This window comes from Microbacterium sp. Soil_C_42 (genome assembly GCF_057656735.1).
Map to the genome: position 1 here is coordinate 1 of NZ_JBDGJU010000040.1, position 26785 is coordinate 26785.

Consider the following 26785-nt stretch of genomic DNA (forward strand, 5'->3'; position numbering starts at 1 on the left):
CGGGGCGGTCGGCGGGGGCACCGTAGGCGGGTTTCGCGGGCGCACCATACGCCGGCTGGGGCGGGGCACCGTAGGCGGGTTTCGCGGGCGCACCATACGCCGGCTGGGGAGGGGCACCGTACGCCGGCTGCGCCGGAGCACCGTACGCCGGCTGGGCCGGGGCACCGTAGGCGGGCTGGGCCGGGTCACCGTATGCCGGCTGCGCCGGGACACCGGACGCGGGCTGCGCCGGTGCTCCGTACGCGGGCGACACGCCGTAGCCCGACTGCGGTCCGTACCCTGCGGTTGGCCCGTAGCCCGGCTGCGGTCCGTACCCTGCGGGTGGCCCGTAGCCCGGCTGCGCCGGCGCGGTGGAGAACACCGCGCCCGCCGGCGCGGGCGGGTACCCCGGGGTCGCATATCCGGGCGGGTACGGTGCGTGACCGGGCACCGGGTATGCCCCGGGAACACCCCGCGGCGCGATCTCGCGCCCGATGTGCTCGCGATAGGGATCGGCGAGAGCGGTGGCGCCGGCATCCCGTCGCTCTACGTAGGCCAGCAGGTCGAGGTCGAGCCCTTCGCGGCGCATGCGGCAGTCGATGTAGATGAGCGCCGTCGCGGTCGACTGCACGACGACGGCGACCGACTGCAGGAGCAGCGTGAGCACCTGCGTGAGCAGGGTCGCGGCGAGGAAGGCGATGATGGCCGTCGGCTCGGGATCGCCCGTGGGGGCGATGATCGTCGTCAGCCCCATCGAGAGGAAGCTCAGGGGCAGGCTCACGACCTGCGCGACGGCGGCGAAGATGACGCTGATCACGAGGATGATGCCCAAGGCCGGCCAGAAGCGCCGACGTGTGAGGCTCCACGAGCGCGACAGCGCCTGGAGGATCGTGGCGTGCTCGATGATGATGGCGGCCGGCACCAGCAGGAGCTTGATCATCAGCCACCACGTGAGCGGGATCGCGGCGAGGATCACGAGGATCGTCAGCAGGATCGCCGCCGGCGGCGCCGCCATCGCGATGCCCACGATCCCGAGCACGACCACGGCCACGACCGCGATGACCGCCAGGACGACGAGCAGCGAGTACCCGATGAGCCGCCACGCGATCGGCTTGACCTGACGCCAGAGCGCGCCGAGGGTCTGCTTCTCGGCGACGGCGGCGTGTGTCACCTCGACGACGACGATGCCCTGCACGATGACGCTGAGCGCGCCCGCGGCGAGCGACAGCACGATGCCGGCGACGGCGGTGAGTGCGATCGACCCCGCCATGACGGTGTCGTACTCCTCCGTGCCCGGTCGCAGTGTGTCGAGGCGCGAGAATGACGCCCACCCGATGGCGAGCACGCCGCCGAGGACGACGACGTACGCGAGCGTCTGCACGACGAGCGCGAAGCCCAGCAGCACCCGCGGGTTCTGCCGCAGCGCCGAGAACGAGCGGCCCAGGATCGTGCCGAACGACAGCGGGTGCAGCGGGATGATCCCGGGGCGTGACGCCGGCGTCCAGGCCGGGTATGCGGACACGATTCCCCTCTCGGTCGGCGGCGCCTCGCAGGTGTGCGGCCCGTAGGCCGCGCCCTCAGGACGGCGCTTGCCCCTATCGTTCCACATCGGACGGATGCCGCAGCCGACGTCTGGATCAGCTTCTCGGTATGCGTTCGGGCGAGCTTCGGCCGGTCCACAGCCCTGGTCGACTACTCTGTGGAAAGCGCACGGGGACGCGCACGTCGTCCTCTGCGCCTGGACAGAAGGAACGAACGCGCGCGATGACTTCACGCATCCTGGTGGTCGACGATGACACCGCCCTTGCCGAGATGATCGGGATCGTGCTGCGCACGGAGGGATTCGAGACGGTCTTCTGCGCGGACGGTTCAGAGGCTGTTGACGCGTGGCGCACCGAGCGTCCTGATCTCATCCTCCTCGACCTGATGCTGCCGGGCATGGACGGCATCGAGATCTGCACCCGGATCCGCGCGGAGTCCGGCATCCCGATCATCATGCTCACCGCCCGCACCGACACCGCCGACGTCGTGAAGGGGCTCGAGTCGGGCGCCGACGACTACATCGTCAAGCCGTTCAACCCGAAGGAGCTCGTCGCCCGCATCCGCACCCGGCTGCGCCCGGCGAGCCAGCCGGCGAACGACTCGCTGCGGATCGGCGACCTCACCGTCGACGTCGCCGCGCACGAGGTGCGCCGCGGCGACGGGCCGATCGCCCTGACCCCCCTCGAATTCGAACTGCTCGTCGCCTTGGCATCCAAGCCGCAGCAGGTGTTCTCGCGCGAGATGCTGCTCGAGCAGGTGTGGGGCTACCACTACAAGGCCGACACGCGCCTGGTGAACGTGCACGTGCAGCGGTTGCGGGCGAAGGTCGAGATGGACCCCGACAACCCCAAGATCGTGACGACCGTGCGCGGTGTCGGATACCGCGCCGGCGCCGTCGTCTAGACGGCCATGACCGCGCCCATCACGGCCGTGACGCCGGCGCGCGCCCGCGTGCGGTGGTGGCGCCTCTGGCGGGCCTGGCCGGCTGACATCGCGGGCCTCTGGCGGCGCTCGCTCCGGTTCCGCACCCTCCTCGTCACGATCGGTCTCACGGCGCTCGCCGTCGTGGTCGCCTGCGTCTGGATGACCCTCGCCATCCAGAACGATCTCTTCGCCTCCCGCAAGGACCAGGTGCTGTTGGACGCCGAGCAGGCGCGCGCCGCGGCGCAGCGGACCCTCGACGCCTCGGTGCAGAACGACTCCATCCAGCTGCAGAACGTCATGGCTCTGGCGTTCACGGCGCTTCGCGATCAGTCATCGGCCGTGATCGTGGGCGCCTACCGCATCGGGCCGCTGGTGCCCAACGCGCCGCAGGACTTCAGCACGAACGAGGAGGTGATGAACGAGCTGCTCACCACGCCGATGCGTGCGCTCGTGCGCACCAACCCCGATCAGCAGATCTGGCAGCCGGTCGCCCTTCCCGACGGCGACGACACGACGGTTCCGGGGATCCTGGTCGGGCAGCAGCTCACCATCGAGGGCGTCGCGTCGTACGAGCTGTACCTCGCGTACGACCTCGCGAACGCACCCGAGACGCTCACCTTCGTGCAGCGGACGCTGTGGGTCGTCGGCATCGGCCTCGTGCTCCTGATCAGCGGCATCGCGTGGTTCGTGCTGCGGTCCGTGACCACCCCGATCAGCGAGGCCGCCGACACGAGCGCGAAGCTCGCGGCGGGTCGTCTCGACGTGCGTCTGGAGGTGCGCGGCGAGGACGAGCTCGCGACGCTCGGCCGGTCGTTCAACGCGATGGCCGACAGCATGGAGTCGCAGATCAAGGAGCTCGCCGACCTCTCGCTGGTGCAGCAGCGCTTCGTCTCGGACGTGTCGCACGAGCTGCGCACCCCGATGACGACGATCCGCCTCGCCGCCGACATGATCAACGACCAGCGCGAGGACTTCGATCCGGCCACCGCGCGCGCGGCCGAGCTGCTGAACGCGCAGGTGCAGCGCTTCGAGACCCTTCTCACCGACCTGCTCGAGATCAGCCGGTACGACGCGGGCTCCGTGCAGCTCGAGCTCGAGCCGACGAGCCTCGCCCACCTCGCGGAGGATGTGATCGGGTCGATGCAGCAGCTCGCCGAACAGCACGGCACGGACGTGCGTCTCGTGGCTCCCGGGGGATATTCCCCGGTCGACATGGACCCGCGGCGGGTGCGGCGCGTGGTGCGCAACCTGCTGGGCAACGCGATCGAGCACGGCGAGGGGCGTCCCATCGTCGTCAGCGTCGACAGCAACCAGCAGGCCGTCGCCATCGGCGTGCGCGACTACGGCATGGGGATGAAGCCCGAGGACGTCGAGCACGTCTTCGACCGCTTCTGGCGCGCGGACCCCTCGCGCAAGCGCACGATCGGCGGCACGGGCCTCGGCCTGTCGATCGCGCTCGGCGACGCGAAGCTCCACGGCGGCGAACTGGCGGTGTGGTCGGAGGTCGGCCGCGGCACGAACTTCGTCCTGACGCTCCCGAGACAGGCGGTGCCGCTTGCGGGGGAGTCGCCGATCCCGGTCGATCCGGGCGACGACGCGGTCGCCGCCCTCGACGACCTCGGCCTCACCGCGCCGATCGAGCTGCCCCGCGACGGCGCGACCGACACGGATGCCGGCACCCGAGGAGGATCCGCATGACCCGGCTGCGCGGCATCCTGGCCCTCATCCTCGCGCTGTGCGCGGTCATCGTGACCGGCTGCGCGGGCTTTCCCACGAGCGGGCCGCCCGAGTACGGGCTGGAGAACGGCAACACCGGCAACGGCTCGCAGAACGTGGTGTTCATCCCGAACCGGCCGCAGCCGGGCGCCACGCCGCAGCAGATCGTCGAGGGGTTCATCGACGCCGGCTCGGGTCCCGGCGTGCGGGGCAACTGGGCCGTCGCCCGCGAGTTCCTGGCACCTTCGCTCGCCGAGACATGGAATCCGGATGCGGGGGTGATCGTCGACGAGCGAGCCGAGCGGGACTACGTCGAGACGGGTGAGGGCATCGTCGACTTCGCCTCGGAGGTGGCAGGGACGGTCGACGACAGCGGCGCCTACCTGCGGGCGGACCTGTCTCCCGGGAACTGGACGTTCGAGCTGGCACAGCAGGACGATGGCGAGTGGCGCATCACCGAGGCGCCCGACGGGGTCTGGCTCGACGAGGCGCAGTTCCCGCAGGTGTTCCACCGCTACCCGCTCATGTACTTCGACCCGTCCTGGCAGTATCTGGTGCCCGACGTGCGCTGGTTCCCGGTCACCAAGGCGGCGGGAAGCATCGCTCTGGCGCTGGTCAACAAGCCGGAGAGCGAGTGGCTGGCCGAATCGGTCGAGACAGCGTTCCCCGACGGCGTGTCGGCGGTCACGGTCGTGCCCACCGCCGAGGAGGGCGTGTCCGACGTCGCGCTCACCGGCGAAGCGATGCTGGCAGCGAGCAGTGAGGCCCGCAACCGCATGCTGACGCAGCTCGAGGAGAGCCTGCGGGCCGCCGGCGTGGCCGAGGTCGTGATGACCGTGGACTCCGCCCCGATCGACGCGGAGCCCGTCGCCGTGCGCTCCACCCGCGTGCCGGCCACGCCCCTGGTGCTGACGGAGGCCGGATTCGGATTCCTCACGGGCGACGAGATCGACAAGATCCCCGGCCTCTCGGCTGCCGTCGAAGCCGCGTCGCCGCTGAGCGTGCAGGTCGGGGCCGAGCGCGACCTCGCCGCGGCACGCCTCGCCTCGGGAGCGGTGGTGAGGCTGAACTCGGCCGGGACCGAGCCCGAGGTGCTGGACACCCGGCCCGGATTGGTCGATCCCGTCATCGACCCGTACGGAGTCGTGTGGAGCGTCCCTCAGGACGACCCGGCCGCGCTGCGGGCGTACCTGCCCAACGGCGATGTGGTCGAGGTCGCCGAGGCGTGGGGCGAAGGGACGGCCATCGCCGGCATGGCGCTGTCGCGCGACGGCACGCGCCTGGCCGCCCTGGTGAGCGCGGGCGGGCGCTCGGTGGTGTCGGTGGCGGGCGTCATCCGTGACGACATCGCGCCGGTGCGCCTCGGCCCGTCGATGCAGCTCGCCGTCGCCGGCGGTGCGGTGATCGGCGTCACACGGATCGGCGTCACGTGGATCGACGACGTCTCGGTCGGCGTGCTGACCAGCGGCGCCGACGCCGACTCGACGGTCATCGAGCAGGTGGTCGGCGCGCCGACCTCCACGTCGACGGCGCCTTCGGGCATGGCGTCGATCGCGGGTGGCAGCGGCATCTCGAGTCTGCGGCTTCGGGCCGAGGACGGCACGCTCTACGTCAAGCGCGGCACGAGCTGGCAGCCGACTGCGACGGGCATCGGGGTCCTCGCGACCCAGCAGGGCGCCCCGCAGTAGGAGGTTCCTCCCCAGGCCGGCGCCGGCGACGGCGGTCCACCGATCCGGCACGCCGGCACCGAGACCACCGCGCGTGTCCGCGATGCTGGGGCGATGATGCCCGAGGTCCTCGTCGCCGTGCGGGAGGCGTGCGCCGATGCGCTGGCGCTGCTGCTTCCCGTCTCGTGCGCGGGGTGCGACGAGCCCGACGTCGCCCTGTGCGAGCGCTGCGCGCTCGCCCTCGCCCCCGACCCCCGGAGGCAGTCCATCGAGGCGCCGGGCGGCGTCGTCGCGGTGTGGAGCGGCCTGGCCTTCGAGGGGGTCGCGGCGCGCGTCCTGCGCGCGATCAAGGAGGAGGGGCGCACGAGCCTCGCCGAGGCGCTCGCTCCCGCTCTCGCGGCGGCGCTGGCCCGCGCCGGTGCCGGAGACGCCGTGCTGGTGCCGCTGCCGACCTCGCGTCAGTCGTACCGCCGGCGCGGCTACCGGGTGCCCGATCTGCTCGTGCGTCGCATCGGCCGGCGGCCGAGCCGCCTGCTCCGGTACGCCCGGCGCACCGGGGACCAGCGCGGGCTCGACCGCGACGCCCGGGCGCGCAACGTCGCGCAGAGTCTGGTGGCCACGGGCGGCGCGGGGCGGCTGGTCGTGGTCGTCGATGACGTCGTGACCACCGGTGCGAGTCTCGCCGAAGCGGTGCGCGCGCTGCGTGCGCAGGGCGCCGACGTGGTGGCCGCGGTCACCGTCGCCGCCACTCCGCGGCGGCGTGCAACACGTCGGTGAACGGGTTCCCGACCCATTCGAAACTCACAGGTGACAGAGTCCGAACGCCCGGCTAGCGTGGGGGAGACAAGGCGACTGATGGTCCGCCCTTGGCCGGGCGGACCGGAACAAGGAGGTCAAGGATGGAAACCAGCATCGTCGGCGTGGGAGTGGGGATCACAGATCGCTTCCGCGGTGTCGTCGAGGAGAAGGCCCTCCGCATCGAGAACCTCGCGCCCCGCGCGCAACGCGTGGAGGTCAAGGTGACGCACCGCGCGTATCACAACGGTCGCATGGAGGATGAGACCGTCGAGCTCACCGTCAACGGCAAGGGGCCCGTCATCCGGGCCGAGGCCACGGACGGCGACAAGTTCACCGCTCTCGACCTCGCGGTCGACAAGCTGTGCGAACAGCTGCGCCGCGCGAAGGACAAGCGCGTCGACGCGCGCAACCACCCCCGCGGCGCCAAGTTCGAGAAGGGCAGCGGTGCGCTCCAGGGGATCGATCTGCAGCCGGCATCCGTCGACGTGCTCCGCGCCGTCGCCACCGGCGAGATCCCGATCATCACGGGCAACGAGGAGGAAGAGGGCTACACGCCCGTCGTCATCCGCACGAAGGAGTTCCACCCCGAATGGATGTCGGTGGAGGAGGCCGTCGACCGCATGGAGCTGGTCGGCCATGACTTCTTCCTGTTCATCGACGCCCGCACCGACCACCCCAGCGTCGTGTACCGCCGCAAGGGCTGGGACTACGGCGTGATCTCGCTGACCACGCAGGCGCAGCCGGACGAACTGGCGTCCTGACACGTACTCCGAAGGGTGCGGCTGCTCCGGCAGCCGCACCCTTCGTACATCTGCGGATGAGAATGGATGCCGCGACCCGGCCGGAGCGAGTGGTATTCGGTATACCATCGACACGTCGCGCCGGTCGGGTCGCGGCATCCGCTCATTCGTCGAGAGGCACCCCACGTGATCATCCGCAACGCGCGCCCGTGGGGCGCCGAGCCCGCCGACGTCGTCATCGAGGGCGACCGCATCGCCGGGATCCGAGCCCACGACGCCTCCGCACCGGTGGGCGCGGTCGACGTCGACGGTCGTGGCAGGCTTCTGCTGCCGTCGTTCAGCGACGTGCACGTGCACCTCGACTCCTCGCGCATCGGCCTGCCGTTCCGCCCTCACACCGGCGCGCCCGGCGTGTGGGGCATGATGCTCAACGATCGCGACAACTGGCGGAACACCGACGTGCCGCACGCCGAGATCGTCGCGGGCACCCTCGAGCAGATGATCGCCAAGGGCACGACGCGCGTGCGCACCTACGCGCAGGTCGACGTCGACTGCAAGCTCGAGAAGTTCGACTCCGTGCTCGCCGCGAAGGAGAAGTTCCGCGAGCATGCCGACGTGCAGATCATGACGTTCCCGCAGGCCGGCATCCTGCGAGAGGCGGGCACCGTCGAGTACCTCGAGGAATCGCTGAAGCAGGGCGCCGACGTGATGGGCGGGATCGACCCGAGCCAGCTCGACCGCGACCCGGTCAAGCACCTCGACATCGTGTTCGGCCTGGCCGAGAAGTACCAGGTCGAGATCGACATCCACCTCCACGAGCCCGGCGCCTTGGGCGTGTTCAGCACCGAGCTCGTGCTGGAGCGTACCCGCGCGCTGGGCATGCAGGGCAAGGTCACCATGTCGCACGCGTACGACCTCGGCTCGGTGTCGGAGGCGGTGAGCCGCCGCCTCATCGACGAGTTCGCCGAGCTCGACATCGCCATGGCCACGGTCGCGCCGTCGACCAGCGGGCACCTGCGTCTCGTCGATCTCGTCGACGCCGGCGTGCGCGTCGGTCTCGGAGAAGACGGGCAGCGCGACTACTGGAGCCCGTACGGCAACTGCGACATGCTCGACCGCACGTGGCAGCTCGCCTTCGTCAACGGCTTCCGCCGCGACGACCACATCGAGCTCGCGCTCGCTGTCGCCACCATGGGCGGGGCCTCGATCATGAGCCACGCCTCGCCGCGTGTCACAGGCGTGGGGGATCGCCCGGGGCTGGCCGCGGGCGACCGCGCCGACCTCGTGCTCGTCGACGGCGAGACGCCGGCGAGCGCGGTCATGGACCGCGGCGTCGACCGCACGGTGATCCACGACGGCCGGGTTGTGGCGGACGCGCTCGAGGTTCTCCCCCTCTGACCCCTCGGCTCCTCTGCCGAGACACGGGCCGGCGATACGACACGCCGGGAACGGATGCCGCGCCCCGGCGTGTCGTCGTGACCGGCCCGTGTTCCGGCGATCAGGCCTGCGTCAGAACCCGAGCCGGTGATGCCGCGGTCAGTCGATGAAGCCGTCCAGGATGCTGCCGATCACGAGGCCGCCGAGGATCCCGCCCATGAGGTCGCTGCCGCCGCTTCGGCGACCGCCGCCCCATCCCTGCTGACCGTATCCGGGGCCGCCCCACTGGTCGGGCTGGGGGCGTGCGGCGTCGATGTCGCGTTGCGCCAGCTGCAGCGCCTCGCTCGCCAGGAACGCCGCACGGCGGGCCATCGCGAACGCCTGCTCGCGGTGGTCCTCGTCGATCGCGGTGACCGCGGCGGCCGATGAGCCGAGGTACCGGTCGAGGTCGAGGCGCACGCGCTCGGCCTCGGCGAACCGGGTGCGCGCGTCGGCGCCGATCCACCCGCGGTGCCCGGCGATCACGTCGCGCGAGACGGCGAGCTGCCGGTCGGCGTCGTCGATGGCGTGGCGCACGTGCTCGAGGGGCGGAATGGGTCGGGCGGCGCGCTCGCGCGCGGCCGCGATCGCGGCATCCAGTCCTGCATTCGCCTCGCGCAGTCGCGAGAGCTGCTCGAAGGGATCGGTGTTCACGCCCGCGGCGGGAAGAGCCGCCAGGGCCGCCTGCAGCTCCTCGATCGCGGTCTGCACGGCGGGGGAGTGCGGCTCCTTGAGAGCGACGACGAGGTCGCCGCGGGAGTCCTCGACGATCGCGGCGAGCGTGGACTCGGCGCGCAGCGCCTCGACCTCGAATGTCTCGACCGCATCGAGCAGCGTCTCGGCGCGCCGCACGGACTCGGTCGAGGCCTCGAGCGCCATGTTGGCCTGCTCGCGCTGGCCCGCTTCGCGGCGGCGCTCGGCGACGCCGGCGCTGTGCTCCGCGAAGCCCAGCAGCTGCTCCGCCTCGGCGGGGTTCGCGTCGATCTGCGACAGCGCGTGCGACGAGTAGCGGATCGCCAGCCGGTCGACGGTGGAACGGGCGTCGGGCAGGCGCAGGCGCAGGCGCGCAGCATCCGCCCGCACCTTCGCGATGATCTCGGGAGCCCGCCGCGCGCGCTCGATCGGCGCCGCGAGCGCCTCGGTGCGGTCGTCGAGGAGGTCTTCGGCCCACTCGCACAGCTGCACGATGCGGGCGTTCCGGGTCCGCAGCTCTTCGGGGGTGTCGGGGATCTCGTCGTGGTTGAGCTGGTGGAGGTGGAACGCCTCCTGCAGGTGCGTCCGCACCGACCCGAGCGCGTCGCGCAGCTCCTTGGTGGGGCCCGGGCCCAGCTCGGCGTCGGCGAACGCCAGCTCGTCTGTCGTGAGGCGGATGCGCTCGTCGGCCGCCACCAGCGCCTGCTGCGCGCGGCGCGCCAGGTCGGCGTCCTGCGTGTTCAGCTCTTCCTGCTCGCGCTTGCGTCTGCCCCAGAATCCGGCCATGAATCGATCCTACGGGGGCCGCGGGGAGCAGGCTGAGGCGAGGGGCCGACCGCGGGGGGTGTTCGCGCAGAGCGTGGCCCTGGCATACGCGCGCCCCGGCGCGCCAGTCCGCCGGGGTTGCCGTTCAGGCGGCGCAGCACGCGGAGTCAGGTCGCCGATCGCGCGGGCCGAGACACGCCTGGACCGCGGGACACGGATGCCGCGGCCCCGGCGCGCCGGCCGGGTCAGCCGTCGCTGCGCTTGTGGCGGGGCTTGCGCGCCGCTCGGTCGTCGCCGTACGAGCCGCGCGAACCGGAGTCGCGGTATGAGCCGCGGCTTTCCGAGCGGTCGCCGTAGCCGCGATCGCCGGAGCCGCGGCTGTCGCGGTAGGACCCGCTCGCGGCGTCCTTGCGTCGCTGCGGACGCCCGGTGTCGGGACGCAGCTCGATGAGCTGACCCGAGATGCGTGTGTCGGCGAGGCGGTCCAGCGCGCCGGCGGGGAGGTTCGCCGGCAGCTCGACGAGCGAGAAGTCGGGCATGATCTTGATCGCGCCGAAGTCGTCGCGACGCAGGCCCCCCTCGTTCGCGAGCGCGCCCACGATCTGACGCGGCTCGACGCGGTGACGCTTGCCGACGTTGATGCGGTAGGTCGCGAAGCCCTCGCGGGGCGTGCGGCGCTCGCCGCGCTCGGGCCGGTCGCCGTAGGCGGGACGGTCGCCGCGATCGGTGCGCTCCGTGCGCTCGCGCCGCGGAGCCGGCTCGGGGTCGGCCTCGAGGAGCAGGGGGGTGTCGCCCTGCGCGACGACGGCGAGGGCCGCGGCGACATCCGCCTCGGGCACGTCGTGGTTGCGCACGTAGTGGGCGACGATGTCGCGGAAGGCCTCGATGCGCTCGGCTTCGCCGAGGGCCGCCGTGATGCGGTCGTCGAAGCGCGACAGGCGCGTCACATTCACCTCGTCGACGCTCGGCAGCGGGATCTCGGTGAGCTCCTGGCGGGTGGCGCGCTCGATCATCTTGACCAGTCCGCGCTCGCGGGGCGTCACGAAGCTGATCGCGTCGCCCGAACGCCCGGCGCGCCCGGTGCGGCCGATGCGGTGGACGTAGGACTCGGCATCCGTCGGGATGTCGTAGTTGACGACGTGCGAGACGCGCTCGACGTCGAGACCGCGCGCGGCGACGTCGGTCGCCACCAGGATGTCGAGCTTGCCCGACTTCAGCTGGTTGACCGTCTTCTCGCGCTGCGGCTGGGCGATGTCGCCGTTGATCGCGGCGGCGGAGTAGCCGCGGGCGCGGAGCTTCTCGGCGATCTCCTCGGTGATCGAGCGGGTGCGGCCGAACACGATCATGCCGTCGAAGTTCTCGACCTCGAGGATGCGCGTGAGGGCGTCCATCTTCTGCTGCCACGCGGTGATCAGGTAACGCTGGGAGATGTTCGCCGAGGTCTGCGTCTTGGACTTGACGGTGATCTCTTCGGGGTCGTGCAGGTACTGCTGCGACATCCGTCGGATCGTGGCCGGCATCGTGGCCGAGAAGAGCGCGACCTGCTTGGTCTCGGGAGTCTCGGCGAGGATGGTCTCGACGTCCTCGGCGAAGCCCATCTTGAGCATCTCGTCGGCCTCGTCGAGCACGAGGTACTGCAGCGCCGAGAGGTCGAGCGTGCCCTTCTCGAGGTGGTCGATGATGCGGCCGGGGGTTCCGACGACGATGTGCACGCCGCGTCGGAGGGCCGACAGCTGCACGCCGTAGCCCTGTCCGCCGTAGACGGGAAGGACGTGCACGTCCTTCAGGTGGCCCGCGTACTTCTCGAACGCCTCGCAGACCTGCAGCGCCAGCTCGCGCGTCGGAGCCAGCACAAGGGCCTGCGGGGTCTTCTGCGACAGGTCGAGCCGGTCGATGATCGGCAGCGCGAACGCGGCGGTCTTGCCGGTTCCGGTCTGCGCCATGCCCACGACGTCGCGGCCCCCGAGCAGCGTCGGGATGGTGGCCGCCTGGATCGCCGACGGGGTCTCGTAGCCGATGTCCTTCAGCGCCTTGAGGACGGGCTGGCTGAGCCCGAGGTCGGAGAAAGTCATCGCTGCGGGCTCGGTCTGAGCCTCGGCTTCGATCTGGTCGGCGTTCGTGTGCACAGTCAACCGTAGCGCGGCGCGCCTGTGAGGCGACAGGATGCCGCTTGCCCGCCCACGTCGAAGGCGTCAGGTGATGGCGGTGGACCGGAAGCCGTCGCGCTCGAGTGGCAGGGTGACATTCTCGAGCGCACCGCTGTCGTACTGCTGCGTCACGCCGATGCGACGCAGCACGGGATCGCTCATCGCGCCTTCTCGGCGGCGGCGGATGCCTCGGCTTTCGCCGGGCGCCCGCGCTTGGGCTTGTCGGTCGAGAGCTCGAGCGCCATCGCGTGATGCGGGTGCAGCGTCAGGCGCTGCTCGGAGTGGTCGAGCCAGCGCACCTCGGCTTCGGCCGAGAAGATCATGGAGTCGACGACGAGCGACCACGCGAGCTCCTCCGGACCGTCGGGGTTCGCCCCGGCATACTTCGCCCGGTTCAGCTCCTGCAGCTGCGCGAGCGACGAGCGGCGCTGCGTCTGGATGATGTCCGCCACGTCCACACCCGGCAGGGTCGCGGCGACCGCGAGCTTGATCGCGAGCTCGTCGCGGGTGCCCTGCGCGCGCTGCACCGGCGAGGCCAGCCAGTCGCGCACCTCGGCGGCTCCGGCATCCGTGATCTCCCAGTAGACGTGACCGTGCTCGTCGACGTCGCCCTTCTCGACGAGTCCGTCGCGTTCGAGGCGGTCGAGCGTGTTGTAGATCTGGCCCACGTTGAGAGGCCAGGTCGACCCGGTGCGCCGGTCGAACTCGGCGCGCAGCTGATAGCCGTAGCACGGGCCCTGATCGAGGATCGCGAGCAGACTCTGACGAACGGACATGGGGGGTTCTCCTTCGGGTGGAGGGTCAGCAGCCCTGAACAGCTAGAAGCGGAGTGCGTCGATCACGTTCGAGCGCACCGCCATGAGCGCCGGGATGAGGCCGGCCAGCGCGCCGATCGCGACGGCGGCGACGAGTCCGGTGACGGCGGCGCGCACCGGGAAGGGCGGGATGTCCTGCATCGCCGAGAACATGTCCATGACGAACGGCGCCTTGAGCACGGCCACCGCGATCGCGATGCCGACGACCCCCGCGACCGCGGTCGCCACGACGCTCTCGAGCAGCACCGACGTGAAGATGCGGCCCTGCGTGGCGCCGAAGCTGCGGCGCACGCCGATCTCGCGGATGCGCTGGCGCATCGCGACGAGCTGGATGTTCACCAGACCGAGCCCGCCGAGCAGCAGCACGAGGGCCGCGATCCCGCCGGTGACGAGCTCGAACACCGCCATCGAGCTCTGCGCATCGGGCCGCGACGCCCAGTCGGTGCGCATGACCGAGACCTCGATGCTGTCGTCGAGCCCCGCGCGCAGGTCGGCCGCGAGCAGCGGGCCGAGCTCGGCGACGCCGTCTTCGGGCACCCACACCTCGTACATGACCATCACGTCGGCCGGCAGCGCATCGAGCCGCGCCGCGTACGAGTCGAACATCATCGTGATGCGCTTCTCCTCGTCGCCGTTGTACTGCCGCGGCGTCACGCCGATCACGGGGTATGTGCCCGCCGTGTCGCCGGTCGTGCGGAGGGCGAAGCCCGCGCCGAGGTCGGGGCGTCCGTAGACGTCCCACAGCGCCTCGCTGATCACCACGGGCGGCGCGAGCAGTTCGGCGTCCGCCTGGTGGAACCAGCGCCCCTCGAGCAGGGGAGTGCGGTGGATGACGGGGTACGCCGGGTCGACGAGCCGCGCGTTGACGGGGCGCACCTGCTCCGGCGTCTGCACCTGCAGCGGCACCGGGTCGACGATGCGCGTGAGGTAGTCGAAGGAGTAGCGCTCCGACACCTGGGCGACGTGGGCGTCGAACGCGTCCCAGTCCATCGGGGCGCCGTCGGTGCGCGACACCGAGATCGACACCGTCGCGGGCCGCCCGCCGCTCTGGTCGGACTGCTCCTCCATCTGCTGCTGCTGATACTCGCTGAGCGCCACCACCGCGGTGAGGGCGCCGACCGACACCGCGATGCCGATCAGGCTGAGCAGCACCCGCAGCTTGTGGTGGCGCAGCTCCGACCACGCTTCGCCCAGCGCGCCGACGAGCCCGCTCATGAGGCCACCTCCGCCGGCTCCGCGCGCTCGTCCCGGGATGAGGGACGGACGGATGCTGCGTCCCCCGCGTCTGCTCGGGCGCCGGCGAGGGCCCCGCCCTCGGCGGTGGGTTCGTCCACGCTCGCGGCGAGCTCGGGCGCGCCGGCGGTCTCGCCCCCGGCCGCGGTCGCGCTGAGGTCGAACTCCGTGAGCACGCCCGCCTCGAGCCGGTAGTGGCGGCGGGCGCGCGCGGCGACGTGGAGGTCGTGGGTGATCGTGACGAGCGCGGCGTCGGCCTCGGAGGCGATGTCGTCGAGAAGTTCCATGACGCTGCCGCCGGTCTCGACGTCGAGCGCGCCGGTGGGCTCGTCGGCCAGGATCAGCGCCGGCCGGCGCACCAGGGCGCGCGCGATCGCGACGCGCTGCTGCTCGCCGCCCGACAGCTGCTCGGGCGTCGACTCGAGGCGGTGCCCGAGCCCGACGCGCTCCAGCATGCGGGTCGCGGCCGCCCGCCGGGTCCAGAAGGCGCGGCCCGAGGCGTATCCGAGCGGCATCTCGACGTTCTCGAGGGCGGTGCGCCCCGCCAGCAGATTGAACTGCTGGAACACGAAGCCGACGTTGCGGCCACGCAGGCGATCGAGCTTGCCGCGCCGCATTCTCCGCACGGGCTCGCCGTGGAACCAGACGGCCCCTTCCGAGGGGGAGTCGAGCATGCCGAGCAGGTTCAGGATCGTCGACTTGCCCGACCCGCTGCGCCCGACGATGGCGACATGGTCGCCCGCCGCGATGGCGAGGTCGACGCTGCGCAGGATGTCCAGGCGCGTGTCATCGGGCAGCAGCACGTGCTTGGCCACGCCCTCCAGCCGGACGAGGGTCACCAGTTCCACCCCGCGGGCTCGCAGTACTCGCCGCCCATGCCGTCGTCGTAGCAGACCGGCTCGTCGGCCGCGGCGACCCCGGGCACGTACTGGCGCACCTGCTCGCCCTCCTCGACGCCGCTGGTCACCTCGACGATCGTGCCGTCGCTGACGCCGAGCGCGATGGTGCGCTCCTCGAGCTCGCCGTCGCCGCCGTCGATCCACACGACGCCCGAGCCCGCGCCGCCCTTGACCGCGGTGGTCGGCACGACGAGCACATCGGTGACCGTGCCGAGGTCGATGTCGAGCTGGGCCTGCAGCCCCGCGAACACGACCTGGTCGGCGGGCACCGCGCAGGTGACCGAGGTCGTGCCGTCCTCGGCGACCTCGACCTCGAGACCGGTGCACGTGAATGGCGCCGGGCCGCCCTGGATCGTGACCGAGCCCTCCGTCGGCGCGCCCTGCAGGCGGTAGAGCTGCACCGGCTCGACGGTCGCCCGCACGTGGTAGCGCGCCGGCGTCAGCTTCGCGAGCTCTGCGCCGATCGACGCCGGCTGTCCCTTCACGACGGCGAGCTCGGTGATCTCGCCGGCCTCGGGTGCCAGCACGTCGATGTTCCTGACCGGGTCGGCCTGCTTGATCGTGAAGAGCTTCTGCCCGGCCGCGACCGCCTGGCCCTCACCGACGTGCACGGCGGTGACGGTGCCGTCGACCTCGGAGCGCAGCGGGTAGGCGGCATCCCTCGCGATCGTCCCCGGGAGGCTCAGCGCGTTGGCGACCTGGGCGCGCTCGACGGCGACGACCGGGTCGGCGATCTGCGCGGACGGCTGCAGCGCGGCGGTGGGCGCGGTGTCGGGGAAGAACGCGATCTTCACCAGGGCGAGGGCCGCGGCCCCCAGCACGAGCACCAGCAGGATCGGGAAGATCCATCGACGCCAGACCACCATGTCGCACCTCTCCGTCGGGGTATACCCAGTATGTAGTCACCGAGTATATGCATACCGGGAATTGCGGGGGAGCAGCATCCTCTCGCCCTTCCCCAGGGGCGAGTGCACACCCAGCGCACACCAAGGTCACGGGTGGATAACATGGGCAGGTATGCCTGGGGTCATGCACCCCGGCGGCACTGGCGCCGTTGCGCCGCCCCCGAAAGCCAGAAGATGGAGACATTCCGTGGCCAACCCCCTCGAGAAACTGCTTCGCGCCGGTGAGGGTCGCATCCTCCGGCGGCTCCAGCAGGTGGTGAAGGCCGTCGGCGCTCTGGAAGAGGACTACGAGCACCTCACCGACGAAGAGCTCCGGGGCGAGACCGCCGAGCTCCGCGCCCGATACGAGGCCGGCGAGACGCTCGACCATCTCATGCCCGAGGCGTTCGCCGCGGTGCGCGAGGCGGCCAAGCGCACTCTCGGTCAGCGCGCGTACGACGTGCAGATCATGGGCGGCGCCGCGCTTCACCTGGGCAACATCGCCGAGATGAAGACCGGTGAGGGCAAGACGCTCACCGGTGCGTTCCCCGTCTACCTCAACGCGATCGCCGGCAAGGGCGTGCACGTCGTCACGGTCAACGACTTCCTGGCGTCGTACCAGTCCGAGCTCATGGGCCGCATCTACCGCGCGCTCGGCATGACCACCGGCACGATCGTCGCGGGCCAGACGCCCGAGGTCCGTCGCGAGCAGTACAACGCCGACATCACGTACGGCACGAACAACGAGTTCGGCTTCGACTACCTGCGCGACAACATGGCGTGGCGCAAGGAGGACCTCGTCCAGCGCGGTCACTTCTACGCGATCGTCGACGAGGTCGACTCGATCCTCATCGACGAGGCCCGCACGCCGCTCATCATCTCCGGCCCCTCGTCGGGCGAGGCGAACCGCTGGTTCGTTGAGTTCGCGAAGATCGCGAAGACGCTCGAGCCCGGCGTCGACTACGAGGTCGACGAGAAGAAGCGCACCATCGGCGTGCTCGAGCCCGGCATCGAGAAGGTCGAGGACTACCTCGGGATCGACAACCTGTACGAGTCCGCGAACACGCCGCTCATCTCGTTCCTCAACAACTCGATCAAGGCGCTGGCGCTGTTCAAGCGCGACACCGACTACGTCGTGATGAACGACGAGGTCATGATCGTCGACGAGCACACCGGCCGCATCCTGGTCGGGCGCCGCTACAACGAGGGCATCCACCAGGCGATCGAGGCCAAGGAGGCCGTGCCGGTCAAGGCCGAGAACCAGACGCTCGCCACCGTCACGCTGCAGAACTACTTCCGCCTGTACGAGAAGCTCGCGGGCATGACCGGTACCGCCGAGACCGAGGCGGCCGAGTTCATGTCGACGTATCAGCTCGGGGTCGTGCCGATTCCGACGAACAAGCCCATGATCCGCAAGGACCAGGCCGACCTCGTCTACAAGAACGAGACGGCGAAGTTCGCCCAGGTCGTCGAAGACATCGCCAAGCGTCACGAGGTCGGTCAGCCGGTGCTCGTCGGCACCGTGAGCGTCGAGAAGAGCGAGTACTTGTCGCGACTGCTCGCGAAGAAGGGCATCAAGCACGAGGTCCTCAACGCGAAGAACCACGCCCGCGAGGCCGAGATCGTCGCGCGGGCCGGTCGCCTGGGCGCCGTGACCGTCGCGACGAACATGGCCGGTCGAGGCACCGACATCATGCTCGGCGGCAACGCCGAGTTCCTCGCGGTGCAGGAGATGAAGACCAAGGGCCTCGACCCGGTCGAGACGCCCGACGAGTACGAGGCCGAGTGGGACGCGGTGTACGAGTCCATGCGCGACCGCGTCGCCCAGGAGAGCACCAAGGTCGTCGAGGCCGGCGGCCTGTACGTGCTCGGCACCGAGCGCCACGAGTCGCGCCGCATCGACAACCAGCTGCGCGGTCGCTCGGGCCGTCAGGGCGATCCCGGCGAGAGCCGCTTCTACCTGTCGCTCACGGACGACCTCATGCGTCTCTTCCAGTCGGGCGCCGCCGAGGCGATCATCGCCCGCACCAACTTCCCCGACGACGTCGCCATCGAGTCGGGCATGGTCACCCGCGCGATCAAGTCGGCGCAGAGCCAGGTCGAGGCGCGCAACGCCGAGATCCGCAAGAACGTCCTCAAGTACGACGACGTCCTGAACCGCCAGCGCGAGGCGATCTACTCCGACCGCCGTCACATGCTGCAGGGCGACGACATCGCCGACCGCGTGCAGCACTTCATCGAAGACGCGATCAACGCCGTGATCGACGACCACACCGGGTCGGGCCACAGCGAGAACTGGGACTTCGACGCGCTGTGGACGGAGCTCAAGACGCTCTACCCCGTGGGCGTCACCATCGACGAGGTCGTCGCCGAGGCCGCCGGCCGCAAGGGCGGCATCACCGCCGAAGGGCTCAAGCGCGAGATCCTCTCCGACGCCCGCATCGCCTACGACACGCGCCAGAACACCCTCGGCGAGGCCGCGACGCGCGAGCTCGAGCGCCGCGTGGTTCTCCAGGTGCTGGACCGTCGCTGGCGCGACCACCTCTACGAGATGGACTACCTCAAGGACGGCATCGGCCTGCGTGCGATGGCCCAGCGCGACCCGCTCATCGAGTACCAGCGCGAGGGCTACCAGATGTTCCAGGCGATGATGGGGCAGATCAAGGAGGAGTCGGTCGGCTACCTCTACAACCTCGAGGTCGAGGTGCGTCGCCAGGGCGAGGCCGGCGCCGAGCAGGTCACCCAGGTCGAGGCCAAGGGCCTCGGCGCCCAGCCCGTCGAGGCGCAGCGCCTGCAGTACACGGCGTCCAACGACGCCGGCGAGGTCGAGGTGCGCAACGATCGCGGCCAGGTGCAGCAGGCAGCCACCCGCCTGCGCCAGGCCGCTGCCGCAGCCGCAGCAGCTCCCGCCCCGCAGCAGGCGCCCGCCGCCGAGCAGCAGCGCGGCGCATTCGGCCAGCGGACGGATGCCGAGGCACCGGCTGCGCCGGCGGCTCCGCTGAACCGCGCGCAGCGTCGCGCGGCCGAGCAGCGCAAGAAGTAGCACCCGCTCGCCAGGTGGCCCGCGCGCACGCGCGGGCCACCTGGCGTCCATTGGCCCTCCTCGGCCGCGGATATCCTGAAGCGATGAGTCCCCTCCGCCCCCTCGATCAGTCGAGCAAGCTCCAGAACGTTCTCTACGAGATCCGCGGGCAGGCACTGGCAGAGGCAGACCGGCTGGAGGACGACGGTCACACGATCCTGAAGCTGAACACGGGCAATCCCGCGGTGTTCGGGTTCGAGGCGCCGTTCCAGATCGTGCGCGACATGATCGAGGCCGTGCCTCACGCGCACGGGTACAGCGACAGCAAGGGCATCATGTCGGCCCGGCGCGCGGTCGTGTCACGGTACGAGCAGGTGCCTGGGTTCCCGCAGTTCGACCCCGACGACGTCTACCTCGGCAACGGGGTCTCCGAGCTCATCACCATGACCATGCAGGCGCTCCTCGACGAGGGCGACGAGGTGCTCATCCCCGCACCCGACTATCCGCTGTGGACGGCGATGACGAGCCTCGCGGGCGGCACACCGGTGCACTACCGCTGCGACCCCGATGCCGGATGGCAGCCCTCGCTGGAAGACATCCGCGAGAAGGTCACGCCGCGCACCAAGGCGATCGTCGTCATCAATCCCAACAACCCGACCGGCGCCGTCTACAGCCGCGAGGTCCTCCAGGGGATCGTCGAGATCGCGCGCGAGAACTCGCTGCTGCTGCTCTCGGACGAGATCTACGACCGCATCCTCTACGACGAGGCGCAGCACATCCCGCTCGCGACGCTCGCGCCCGATCTGCTGTGCCTCACGTTCAACGGCCTGTCCAAGACGTACCGCGTCGCGGGCTATCGCTCGGGCTGGCTCGTCATCACCGGACCGAAGAAGCATGCGGCGGGTTTCCTGGAGGGCATCCAGCTGCTCGCGTCCACGCGTCTGTGCCCCAACGTGCCGGCGCAGTACGCCGTGCAGGCCGCGCTGTCCGGCGTCCAGTCGATCGACGCGCTCATCGCGCCCGAAGGACGCCTCCATGAGCAGAGGGATGCGGCGTGGGAGGGCCTGGAGCGCATCCCCGGCGTGACGTGCCTGAAGCCCAAGGGTGCGCTCTACGCGTTCCCACGGCTCGACCCGGACGTCTACGAGATCCGCGACGACGCGAAGCTCGTCTACGACTTCCTCGTCGCCGAGCACGTGCTGCTGGTGCAGGGCACCGGCTTCAACTGGCCGACCCCCGACCACCTGCGCATCGTCACGCTGCCCGAAGCGCGCGTCCTCGCGGAAGCCGTCGAGCGGCTCGGCAACTTCCTCTCGTCGTACAAGCAGTAGCAGACGACCGCGTCGTCGGCGCCGGTTCCGTCGCCGGGTCGTGGACGGCGTGGCGCCGCACGGCGCCTCGAGGCGTGAGCGCCGGACGGCGTGTGCGTCAGAGCAGCGCGAGCGAAGTGGCGCGCCAGCGGCCGTCCATGCCCTCGATCCGCACGGCGAGGGCTCGCGTGCGGGCAGGCCCCCGCACGACTACGACCGTCTCGATGATGCCGTCGGCGGGTGAGGACTCGTGTACCGACATGATCGTGTGCACGGGGCGCTTCGCCGCCACGCCGCGGGCGCTGCGCGCCCGCGTCGCGAGGTTCGCGCGCGTGACGAGTTTGCGGTAGGCGTCCTCGGTGAGCCAGCGGGCGAGCTGGTCGACTTCGCGGACGCCCGCGAAGACCTCGAGCACGCCGACCGTGAGGTTGCGCAGGAACGGCTCCGGAGCGGGGAGCGCTATGGACGGCGTCCGCTGCGGCGCGAAGAACTCTGCGACTTGCGCGCTGCTGCGGGACGCATTGGGTACGCGGGCGGTGCCCGCGGGCGTCGTTGCCATGGGTGCCAATCTCGACAGGGGGATGTCTTCCCGGACAGTAGACCACACAGCGAACTCTCAGGAAAATCCGGCCTGGTCGGCTGTGGATAACTCGTCGGCCGAACGGCCGCGGTGCCCTACTCTCACTGAGTGCGCTGGGACCGCTTCTTCGACGACCTCGAGGATCAGCTCGCCTCCGAATGGGAGGCCGAGCGTGCCGCGCTCGACACCGAGGCCGAGCGCCTGCGGCTCTCGCGGGTGCAGCTGTCCGAGCGTCTGACGCTGCTCGCCGCCCGCGAGGGAGCGTCGCCAGCCGTGGCGTCGTTCGACCTCGCCGACGGCACGACGGTGCGCGCGTCGGTGACCGGCGTGGGCGCAGACTGGGTGGCCCTCGCCCTCGCCGACGGACCGGGTGGTGCGGTGGTCGTGCCGTTCGCCGCGATGGGGGCCATCGGCCTCCCGCACGCCGACCTCCTGCGCACCGCGCGCCCTGCGCCGCCGAGATCGCCCCTGGCCGATCGGCTCACCTTCGGCTTCGTGCTGCGCGACCTCGTGCGCCGCCGGGCGGGGGTCGCCGTGCACCTCGTCTCGGGGCGCGTCCTCACCGGCACGATCGATCGCGCCGGCGCCGACCATCTCGACCTCGCGGTGCACGACCGCGGCGCGCCGCGGCGCGCCGACGCGGTATCGGGCTACCGGCTGGTGCCGTTCGCGGCCATCGCGTGGATCCGCGCGGACGAGGCGCCGGCGATCCCCTGACCGCCGGGCCGGCGCATCCGCGCGAGTGGTGCCGTGCTCAGTCCGGGTGACGGACGATGCTTCCGCCCCACAGCTCGGGGAAGCTGGCTGTCTGGGACTGACGCCAGAGCGCCATGCGCCGAGCCTCCTCGGCCTGGTCGTCGAGGTAGTCCTCGACGCTCGCTGCGTCGATCCGCCAGCGCGCGGGCGCGCCGACCCGCACGCCCCGGATCCGCCCTTCGTGGACCAGAGCCATGACCTCGTCGACCGAGACGCCGAGCACCTCGCCCACCTGGGCGGGTGCGTAGAGCCGCACGTCGGACGTCGGGTCATCTGACATGCCCCCATTATGGACCTGCCTCCCCGGTGCGGGCAGGGCCCCCTCACCCCTGTGGATAACGCCCGACGGCCTCACGCCGAGTCGGCGACGATGGACGCATGACAGCCGCCCACGACCCCGTCCGCACCCCGCGCCGAGCCTTCTGGGGCGATGCGCGGTTCTTCCTCGGCGTGCTCCTCGTGGCAGCATCCGTCGTCGGCGTGTGGCTCGTGGTGTCGGCCGCGCGCCAGACCGTCCCGGTGTACGCCGCCGCCCACACGATCGTCCCCGGCGAGGCCGTCGGGACCGGCGACCTGAAGGTCGTCGACGTCGCACTCGGGGCGCTCGCCGGCACCTACCTCAGCGCGGACGACCTCGACGAGCCCGTCGTCGCGACCCGCACGATCGAGGCGGGCGAACTGGTGCCCGCAGCATCCGTCGGCGATCCCTCCTCCGCACGCACCACGAGCGTCGTCGTCCGCAGCGCCGTCGACGTGCCGGCGTCGGTCGCGGCGGGCAGCGTCGTCGAGGTCTGGTCGGCCCCGCTGCTCGAGCAGGGGGCGTACGACGAGCCGCGCATCCTGGTCGCCGACGCCACCGTGGTCTCGGTGACGCGGGACGACTCGATGATCGGCGGCGGCACGGCCGCCCTCGAACTCGTGATCCCGCGGGCGGACGTGCCGGCGACCCTCGCCGCGATGGCCGACGAGTCCGCGCTCTCCATCGTCCCGACGACGGGTTCGGGCTCATGAGGGTCGTCGTCGCCGTCGACGACGCCCGGCTCCTCGTCGAGGGGCTGCGGCGCGACGGGATCGACGTGATCGCCGAGGTCGCGGCATCCGCTCCCGCCCTCGCTGCCGCGGACGGGATGCTGGGCGCCGACGCCGAGACGATGCTGCGGGCGCTCGCCGACGCCGACGCGCTGGTGGTCGCGGTGTCGCGGGCAACGATGTCGCCGGCCGTCGTCGCCCTCTGCGACCGTGCCGGCACGCGCGTCGTGCCCCTCGTCGAGGACGCGGCGGGGGAGCGGATCGCGGCGTCGTGCGGCCTCGAGGCCCCGCTGCATCTGCACACCGAGCCCTGGCGGATCGCCGAGGCCCTCGCAGCGACGCCGCGCCCGTCGGAGCCGACGCCCGCGCGACCGCAGCCGCGCGTGATCGCGGTGTGGGGTCCCGCCGGGGCTCCCGGCCGGTCCACCGTCGCGACAGAGCTCGCCGTCGAGCTCGCGCGCGGCGGACGCCACGTCGCGCTGGTCGGCGCCGACACGCACGCGCCGTCGCTCGCCCTGACGCTCGGGCTCGCCGACGAGGGCCCCGGATTCGCCGCCGCGTGCCGGCAGGCCGAGCTCGGCGGTCTCGACGCGCGCGAGCTCACCCGCATCGCTGTGCCGCTCGGCCGCACCGGTGTCGACGTGCTCACGGGCATCAACCGGCCTTCCCGCTGGCCCGAGCTGAGCGAACGGCGCGTGGGCGCCGCCCTCGCCGCCTGTCGAGAGTGGGCCGACTACACGGTGGTCGACGTCTCCTCGTCGCTCGAGCGCGACGAAGAGATCATGAGCGACCTCGACGGGCCGCGACGCAATGCCGCCACCCTCGCCGCGCTGCGCGCCGCAGACCTCGTGGTCGCGGTGGTGGCGGCCGATCCGGTGGGCGTCGCGCGATTCCTGCGCGGGCACGCCGACCTCCGTGCCACCGTCGGCGCGACCCGCGTGGCCGTGGTCGCCAACCGGCTCCGTCCCGGAACCCTCGGCGTCGACGCTCGCGGGCAGGTGCGCCGCACTCTCGACCGCTTCGGCGGCATCGAGGACGTCTGGTTCCTCCCGCAGGACCCGAGATCCGCGGATGCCGCGATCCTCGCATCCCAGCCCATCGCCGATGTGGCGCCTCGATCGCCCTTCACGCTGGCGCTGCGCCGACTCGTGGGCGAGGCGATCGTGCCCGCTCCCACCCCGCAGCGCGCCGCGAAGCCGCGGCGCCGGGGCGTCCATCGCATCGGTGCCGGCAGACCCGCGCACGCCGACGCCGACGACATGGCACGTGTCGGCGAACGAGTCGTGTGAGCAGCGCGCTCTAGGCTAGGTCCGTGTCGACCCTCAGCGATCTCGTTTACGCCCAGGGCCGCTCCAGTGAAGAAGACGTGGAGTGGCTGCACCGTCTCGCAGGAGACGGCCAGCTCCTCGCCGATCTGGCGTTCGCCGACATCGTGCTCTGGGTGCCCACCTCCGACGACTCCTTCGTCGCCGTCGCCCACACCCGTCCCGGCGGTGCGGCGACGCTCTTCTACCGCGACATCGTCGGCGACCGCGTGCGGCCGCAGTGGCGCACGCAGGTGCGCGAGGCGTTCCAGACGGGCCGCATCGTCGACTCGGCGTCGCCCGACTGGTTCGAAGAGACCCCGACCCGCGTTCGCGCGGTGCCGGTGGCCCGCAGGAGCGGCAAGGAGGTGACGGTGATCGGTGTGATCACCCGTCACACGAACCTCGGCGAGGCCCGCACGCCCTCGCGGCAGCAGATCACCTTCAACGACTGCGCCGACGATCTCTTCGGCATGATCGCATCGGGCGACTTCCCCGACCTGTCCGCGCCGACGTCGCCGCGCCGCGGCGCGCCGCGCGCGTCCGACGGTCTCGTCCGGCTCGACGTCGACGGCATCACCACCTTCGCGAGCCCCAATGCGCTGTCGGCGTTCAACCGCCTCGGCTTCGACGACGAGCTCGAGGGCGAGTCGCTCGTCGAGGTCGTGACCGGCATCCTTCCGACGAAGCGCCAGTTCGACGAGTCGCTCCCGGTCGTGGTCACCGGCCGTGCGCCGTGGCGCGCCGATCTCGAAGCGCGCGGGGTGACGGTGTCGCTGCGCACCATCCCGCTGCGCGATCACGGCACGCGCATCGGCGCGATCGTGCTCTGCCGTGACGTGACGGAGATCCGTCACCAGGAGCAGGAGCTCATCACCAAGGACGCGACGATCCGGGAGATCCACCACCGCGTCAAGAACAACCTGCAGACGGTGGCGTCGCTGCTGCGCATCCAGGCGCGCCGTTCTCACACCGAGGAGGCGCGGGAGGCGCTCACGCAGGCCATGCGCCGCGTGTCGGCGATCGCCGTCGTCCACGACACCCTGTCGGAGGGCCTCGCGCAGAACGTGGACTTCGACGAGGTGTTCGCCCGCGTGCTCAAGCTCGTGGCCGAGGTCGCCGCGGCGCCGAACACGCGCGCCAAGACCCACTCCACGGGCCGCTTCGGCACCCTGCCCAGCGAATACGCGACGCCGCTCGCGCTCGCCCTCACCGAACTCGTCACGAACGCCGTCGAGCACGGGCTCGCGGGGCAGGAGGGCGACGTCGAGATCATCGCCGAGCGCACCGACGACCGCCTCGAGGTGCGCGTGCGCGACACCGGCTCCGGCCTCCCCGAGGGTCAGGTCGGTCGCGGCCTCGGCACGCAGATCGTGCGCACTCTCATCCAGGGCGAGCTCGGCGGCACCATCGACTGGCACACCATCATGGGCAGCGGCACGGAGGTCACGATCGACATCCCGCTGCGCTACATCGAGCGCGCCAAGAACTGAGTCTCACGCGCTCACCCTGCGACATGCAGAACGGATGCCGCGGGATGCGGCATCCGTTCTCTGCAGGTTCTCGCTATGAGGCGCGGCGGGCGCGGGCGGCGCGGCGCTTGAGCGCGCGGCGCTCGTCCTCGGAGAGACCGCCCCACACGCCCGAGTCCTGACCGGTCTCGAGGGCGTACTGCAGGCAGATCTCGGTGACGGTGCAGCGTGCGCACACCGACTTGGCCTTCTCGATCTGATCGACGGCCGGACCGGTGTTCCCGACGGGGAAGAACAGTTCGGGGTCGACGGTCAGGCAGGCGGCCTTGTCGCGCCAGTCCATGGTGGTGCTCCTTGTGACAGAGGGGTGGGGAATAAGAGCCCGGTTCGGGTCCGGTACCCTGTGGGATGTGCGAGAAGAATCTCGCCCCACGTCGCTGTGGGAGCACACGGCTTCACCAATCGTCCCATAGCGGTTTACCTGAATCAAGGGTTCATCGGCGGGTTTGTGTAGGACTTGCTGAGTGTTCCCCAGGGGGTGTGGAGGGTTCGCACAAACCGCTGTCGGTGGAAGAAGGAGTCGACGGAGAATGCGGACAAACCTGTCCGGAAGGATCGCTGCCGTGCTGGTGGGGCTCGAGGGACTCGGCCTCGCCGCGCTCACGGTCCGCGAGATCGTCGCGATCGCCTCGGGCGACACCGGCGCGATCGAGAGCGCGATCGCGCTGGCGGTGCTGACCCTGGTCGGCGCTGCTGCGGTCATCGCCTTCGCGTTCGCGATCTGGCGCGGCCAGTCGTGGGGGCGTTCGGGCGGCATCGTCACGCAGCTGCTGATCCTCGCGGTGGCCCTCGGAGCGGCGACGGGCGCGTTCGCCGATCCCGCGGCGGCGCTCGCGCTCGCCGCCCCGGCCGTGGTCGTCCTGGTGCTCCTGGTGCTGGCCGTGCGCGACGCCGGGCGGGCGGCGAGGCGGCAGCGCGACGAGGAGGCCGAGGGGCAGGCTTCGGGGGGCGCTTAGGTGTGATGTCCAGGCAGGTTGTTGAGTCTGCTGAAGGGTGGGGCTCCGATGGCGGAGTGGCGCCTGTGCTGATTGTAG

Annotated in this window: 23 protein-coding genes; 13 read left to right on the top strand and 10 right to left on the bottom strand. The window is 71.2% G+C overall.

What is annotated here, in order from left to right:
- Positions 1–1501, bottom strand: a 1501-nt coding sequence (locus AC3A46_RS16865; RefSeq protein ID WP_487666237.1) for a DUF7847 domain-containing protein, incomplete at its 3' end; no start/stop codon positions are given.
- Positions 1502–1743: 242 nt separating this feature from the next.
- Between AC3A46_RS16865 and mtrA the strand changes: the two genes are divergently transcribed.
- The 6 genes from mtrA (at position 1744) to AC3A46_RS16895 (ending at position 8764) form a co-directional block, all read left to right on the top strand.
- On the top strand, positions 1744–2424 hold the full coding sequence (mtrA, locus tag AC3A46_RS16870; RefSeq protein ID WP_487666238.1) for an MtrAB system response regulator MtrA: 681 nt from the start codon (positions 1744–1746) through the stop codon (positions 2422–2424).
- A 6-nt stretch (positions 2425–2430) separates the two neighbouring features.
- Positions 2431–4143, top strand: a complete 1713-nt coding sequence (gene mtrB, locus AC3A46_RS16875) for an MtrAB system histidine kinase MtrB (protein ID WP_487666239.1) — start codon at positions 2431–2433, stop codon at positions 4141–4143.
- A complete protein-coding gene (locus tag AC3A46_RS16880; RefSeq protein WP_487666240.1) occupies positions 4140–5849 on the top strand; it encodes an LpqB family beta-propeller domain-containing protein in 1710 nt (569 codons plus the stop codon). The genes mtrB and AC3A46_RS16880 overlap by 4 nt, the downstream gene beginning before the upstream one ends.
- 93 nt (positions 5850–5942) lie before the next feature.
- Positions 5943–6605 carry a ComF family protein gene (locus tag AC3A46_RS16885; protein ID WP_487666241.1) on the top strand — a complete coding sequence of 221 codons (663 nt, stop codon included), beginning with the start codon at positions 5943–5945 and terminating at the stop codon, positions 6603–6605.
- A gap of 122 nt (positions 6606–6727) precedes the next feature.
- Positions 6728–7387 (top strand): ribosome hibernation-promoting factor, HPF/YfiA family, encoded by a 660-nt coding sequence (gene hpf / locus AC3A46_RS16890; protein WP_045297400.1) that lies wholly within the window; start codon positions 6728–6730, stop codon positions 7385–7387.
- 165 nt (positions 7388–7552) lie between these two features.
- Positions 7553–8764: an amidohydrolase family protein gene (locus AC3A46_RS16895; RefSeq protein WP_487666242.1), complete on the top strand. Its 1212-nt coding sequence runs from the start codon at positions 7553–7555 to the stop codon at positions 8762–8764.
- Positions 8765–8902: 138 nt separating this feature from the next.
- Here AC3A46_RS16895 and AC3A46_RS16900 read toward each other — a convergent pair whose 3' ends face one another.
- From AC3A46_RS16900 to AC3A46_RS16925, 6 genes are all read right to left on the bottom strand, one after another.
- A complete protein-coding gene (locus AC3A46_RS16900; protein ID WP_487666243.1) occupies positions 8903–10261 on the bottom strand; it encodes a coiled-coil domain-containing protein in 1359 nt (452 codons plus the stop codon).
- Between the two features lie 224 nt (positions 10262–10485).
- Positions 10486–12312 (bottom strand): DEAD/DEAH box helicase, encoded by a 1827-nt coding sequence (locus AC3A46_RS16905; RefSeq protein WP_487666257.1) that lies wholly within the window; start codon positions 12310–12312, stop codon positions 10486–10488.
- Between the two features lie 233 nt (positions 12313–12545).
- Positions 12546–13163, bottom strand: coding sequence for a PadR family transcriptional regulator (locus AC3A46_RS16910; RefSeq protein ID WP_487666244.1), 618 nt, complete (start codon positions 13161–13163; stop codon positions 12546–12548).
- A gap of 42 nt (positions 13164–13205) precedes the next feature.
- A complete protein-coding gene (locus AC3A46_RS16915; RefSeq protein WP_487666245.1) occupies positions 13206–14417 on the bottom strand; it encodes an ABC transporter permease in 1212 nt (403 codons plus the stop codon).
- Positions 14414–15274, bottom strand: a complete 861-nt coding sequence (locus tag AC3A46_RS16920) for an ABC transporter ATP-binding protein (protein WP_487666246.1) — start codon at positions 15272–15274, stop codon at positions 14414–14416. The genes AC3A46_RS16915 and AC3A46_RS16920 overlap by 4 nt, the downstream gene beginning before the upstream one ends.
- Complete coding sequence (locus tag AC3A46_RS16925; RefSeq protein ID WP_487666247.1) at positions 15271–16200, bottom strand: efflux RND transporter periplasmic adaptor subunit; 930 nt, start codon at positions 16198–16200, stop codon at positions 15271–15273. Before AC3A46_RS16925 ends, AC3A46_RS16920 begins: the two co-directional genes overlap by 4 nt.
- A gap of 226 nt (positions 16201–16426) precedes the next feature.
- Here AC3A46_RS16925 and secA point away from each other — a divergent pair, with 226 nt between their 5' ends.
- Complete coding sequence (gene secA / locus AC3A46_RS16930; RefSeq protein ID WP_487666248.1) at positions 16427–19261, top strand: preprotein translocase subunit SecA; 2835 nt, start codon at positions 16427–16429, stop codon at positions 19259–19261.
- 83 nt (positions 19262–19344) lie between these two features.
- Positions 19345–20571 carry a pyridoxal phosphate-dependent aminotransferase gene (locus AC3A46_RS16935; protein WP_487666249.1) on the top strand — a complete coding sequence of 409 codons (1227 nt, stop codon included), beginning with the start codon at positions 19345–19347 and terminating at the stop codon, positions 20569–20571.
- Between the two features lie 97 nt (positions 20572–20668).
- Here AC3A46_RS16935 and AC3A46_RS16940 read toward each other — a convergent pair whose 3' ends face one another.
- A complete protein-coding gene (locus AC3A46_RS16940; RefSeq protein WP_487666250.1) occupies positions 20669–21109 on the bottom strand; it encodes an Rv3235 family protein in 441 nt (146 codons plus the stop codon).
- A gap of 129 nt (positions 21110–21238) precedes the next feature.
- On the opposite strand from AC3A46_RS16940, the gene AC3A46_RS16945 reads away from it, so the two are divergent.
- Positions 21239–21847 (top strand): hypothetical protein, encoded by a 609-nt coding sequence (locus AC3A46_RS16945; RefSeq protein ID WP_487666251.1) that lies wholly within the window; start codon positions 21239–21241, stop codon positions 21845–21847.
- A gap of 37 nt (positions 21848–21884) precedes the next feature.
- Here AC3A46_RS16945 and AC3A46_RS16950 read toward each other — a convergent pair whose 3' ends face one another.
- Complete coding sequence (locus tag AC3A46_RS16950) at positions 21885–22166, bottom strand: helix-turn-helix domain-containing protein (protein WP_487666252.1); 282 nt, start codon at positions 22164–22166, stop codon at positions 21885–21887.
- A gap of 98 nt (positions 22167–22264) precedes the next feature.
- On the opposite strand from AC3A46_RS16950, the gene AC3A46_RS16955 reads away from it, so the two are divergent.
- The 3 genes from AC3A46_RS16955 to AC3A46_RS16965 are packed head-to-tail and all read left to right on the top strand — an operon-like array spanning position 22265 to position 25712.
- Positions 22265–22897 (top strand): hypothetical protein, encoded by a 633-nt coding sequence (locus tag AC3A46_RS16955; protein ID WP_487666253.1) that lies wholly within the window; start codon positions 22265–22267, stop codon positions 22895–22897.
- Positions 22894–24204 carry a CpaE/TadZ family protein gene (locus tag AC3A46_RS16960; RefSeq protein ID WP_487666254.1) on the top strand — a complete coding sequence of 437 codons (1311 nt, stop codon included), beginning with the start codon at positions 22894–22896 and terminating at the stop codon, positions 24202–24204. Before AC3A46_RS16955 ends, AC3A46_RS16960 begins: the two co-directional genes overlap by 4 nt.
- A 23-nt stretch (positions 24205–24227) precedes the next feature.
- On the top strand, positions 24228–25712 hold the full coding sequence (locus AC3A46_RS16965; RefSeq protein WP_487666255.1) for a sensor histidine kinase: 1485 nt from the start codon (positions 24228–24230) through the stop codon (positions 25710–25712).
- Positions 25713–25785: 73 nt separating this feature from the next.
- On the opposite strand, the gene AC3A46_RS16970 is transcribed toward AC3A46_RS16965, so the two are convergent.
- On the bottom strand, positions 25786–26034 hold the full coding sequence (locus tag AC3A46_RS16970; protein WP_018171995.1) for a WhiB family transcriptional regulator: 249 nt from the start codon (positions 26032–26034) through the stop codon (positions 25786–25788).
- Positions 26035–26314: 280 nt separating this feature from the next.
- On the opposite strand from AC3A46_RS16970, the gene AC3A46_RS16975 reads away from it, so the two are divergent.
- On the top strand, positions 26315–26707 hold the full coding sequence (locus AC3A46_RS16975) for a histidine kinase (protein WP_487666256.1): 393 nt from the start codon (positions 26315–26317) through the stop codon (positions 26705–26707).
- Positions 26708–26785 lie beyond the last annotated feature (78 nt).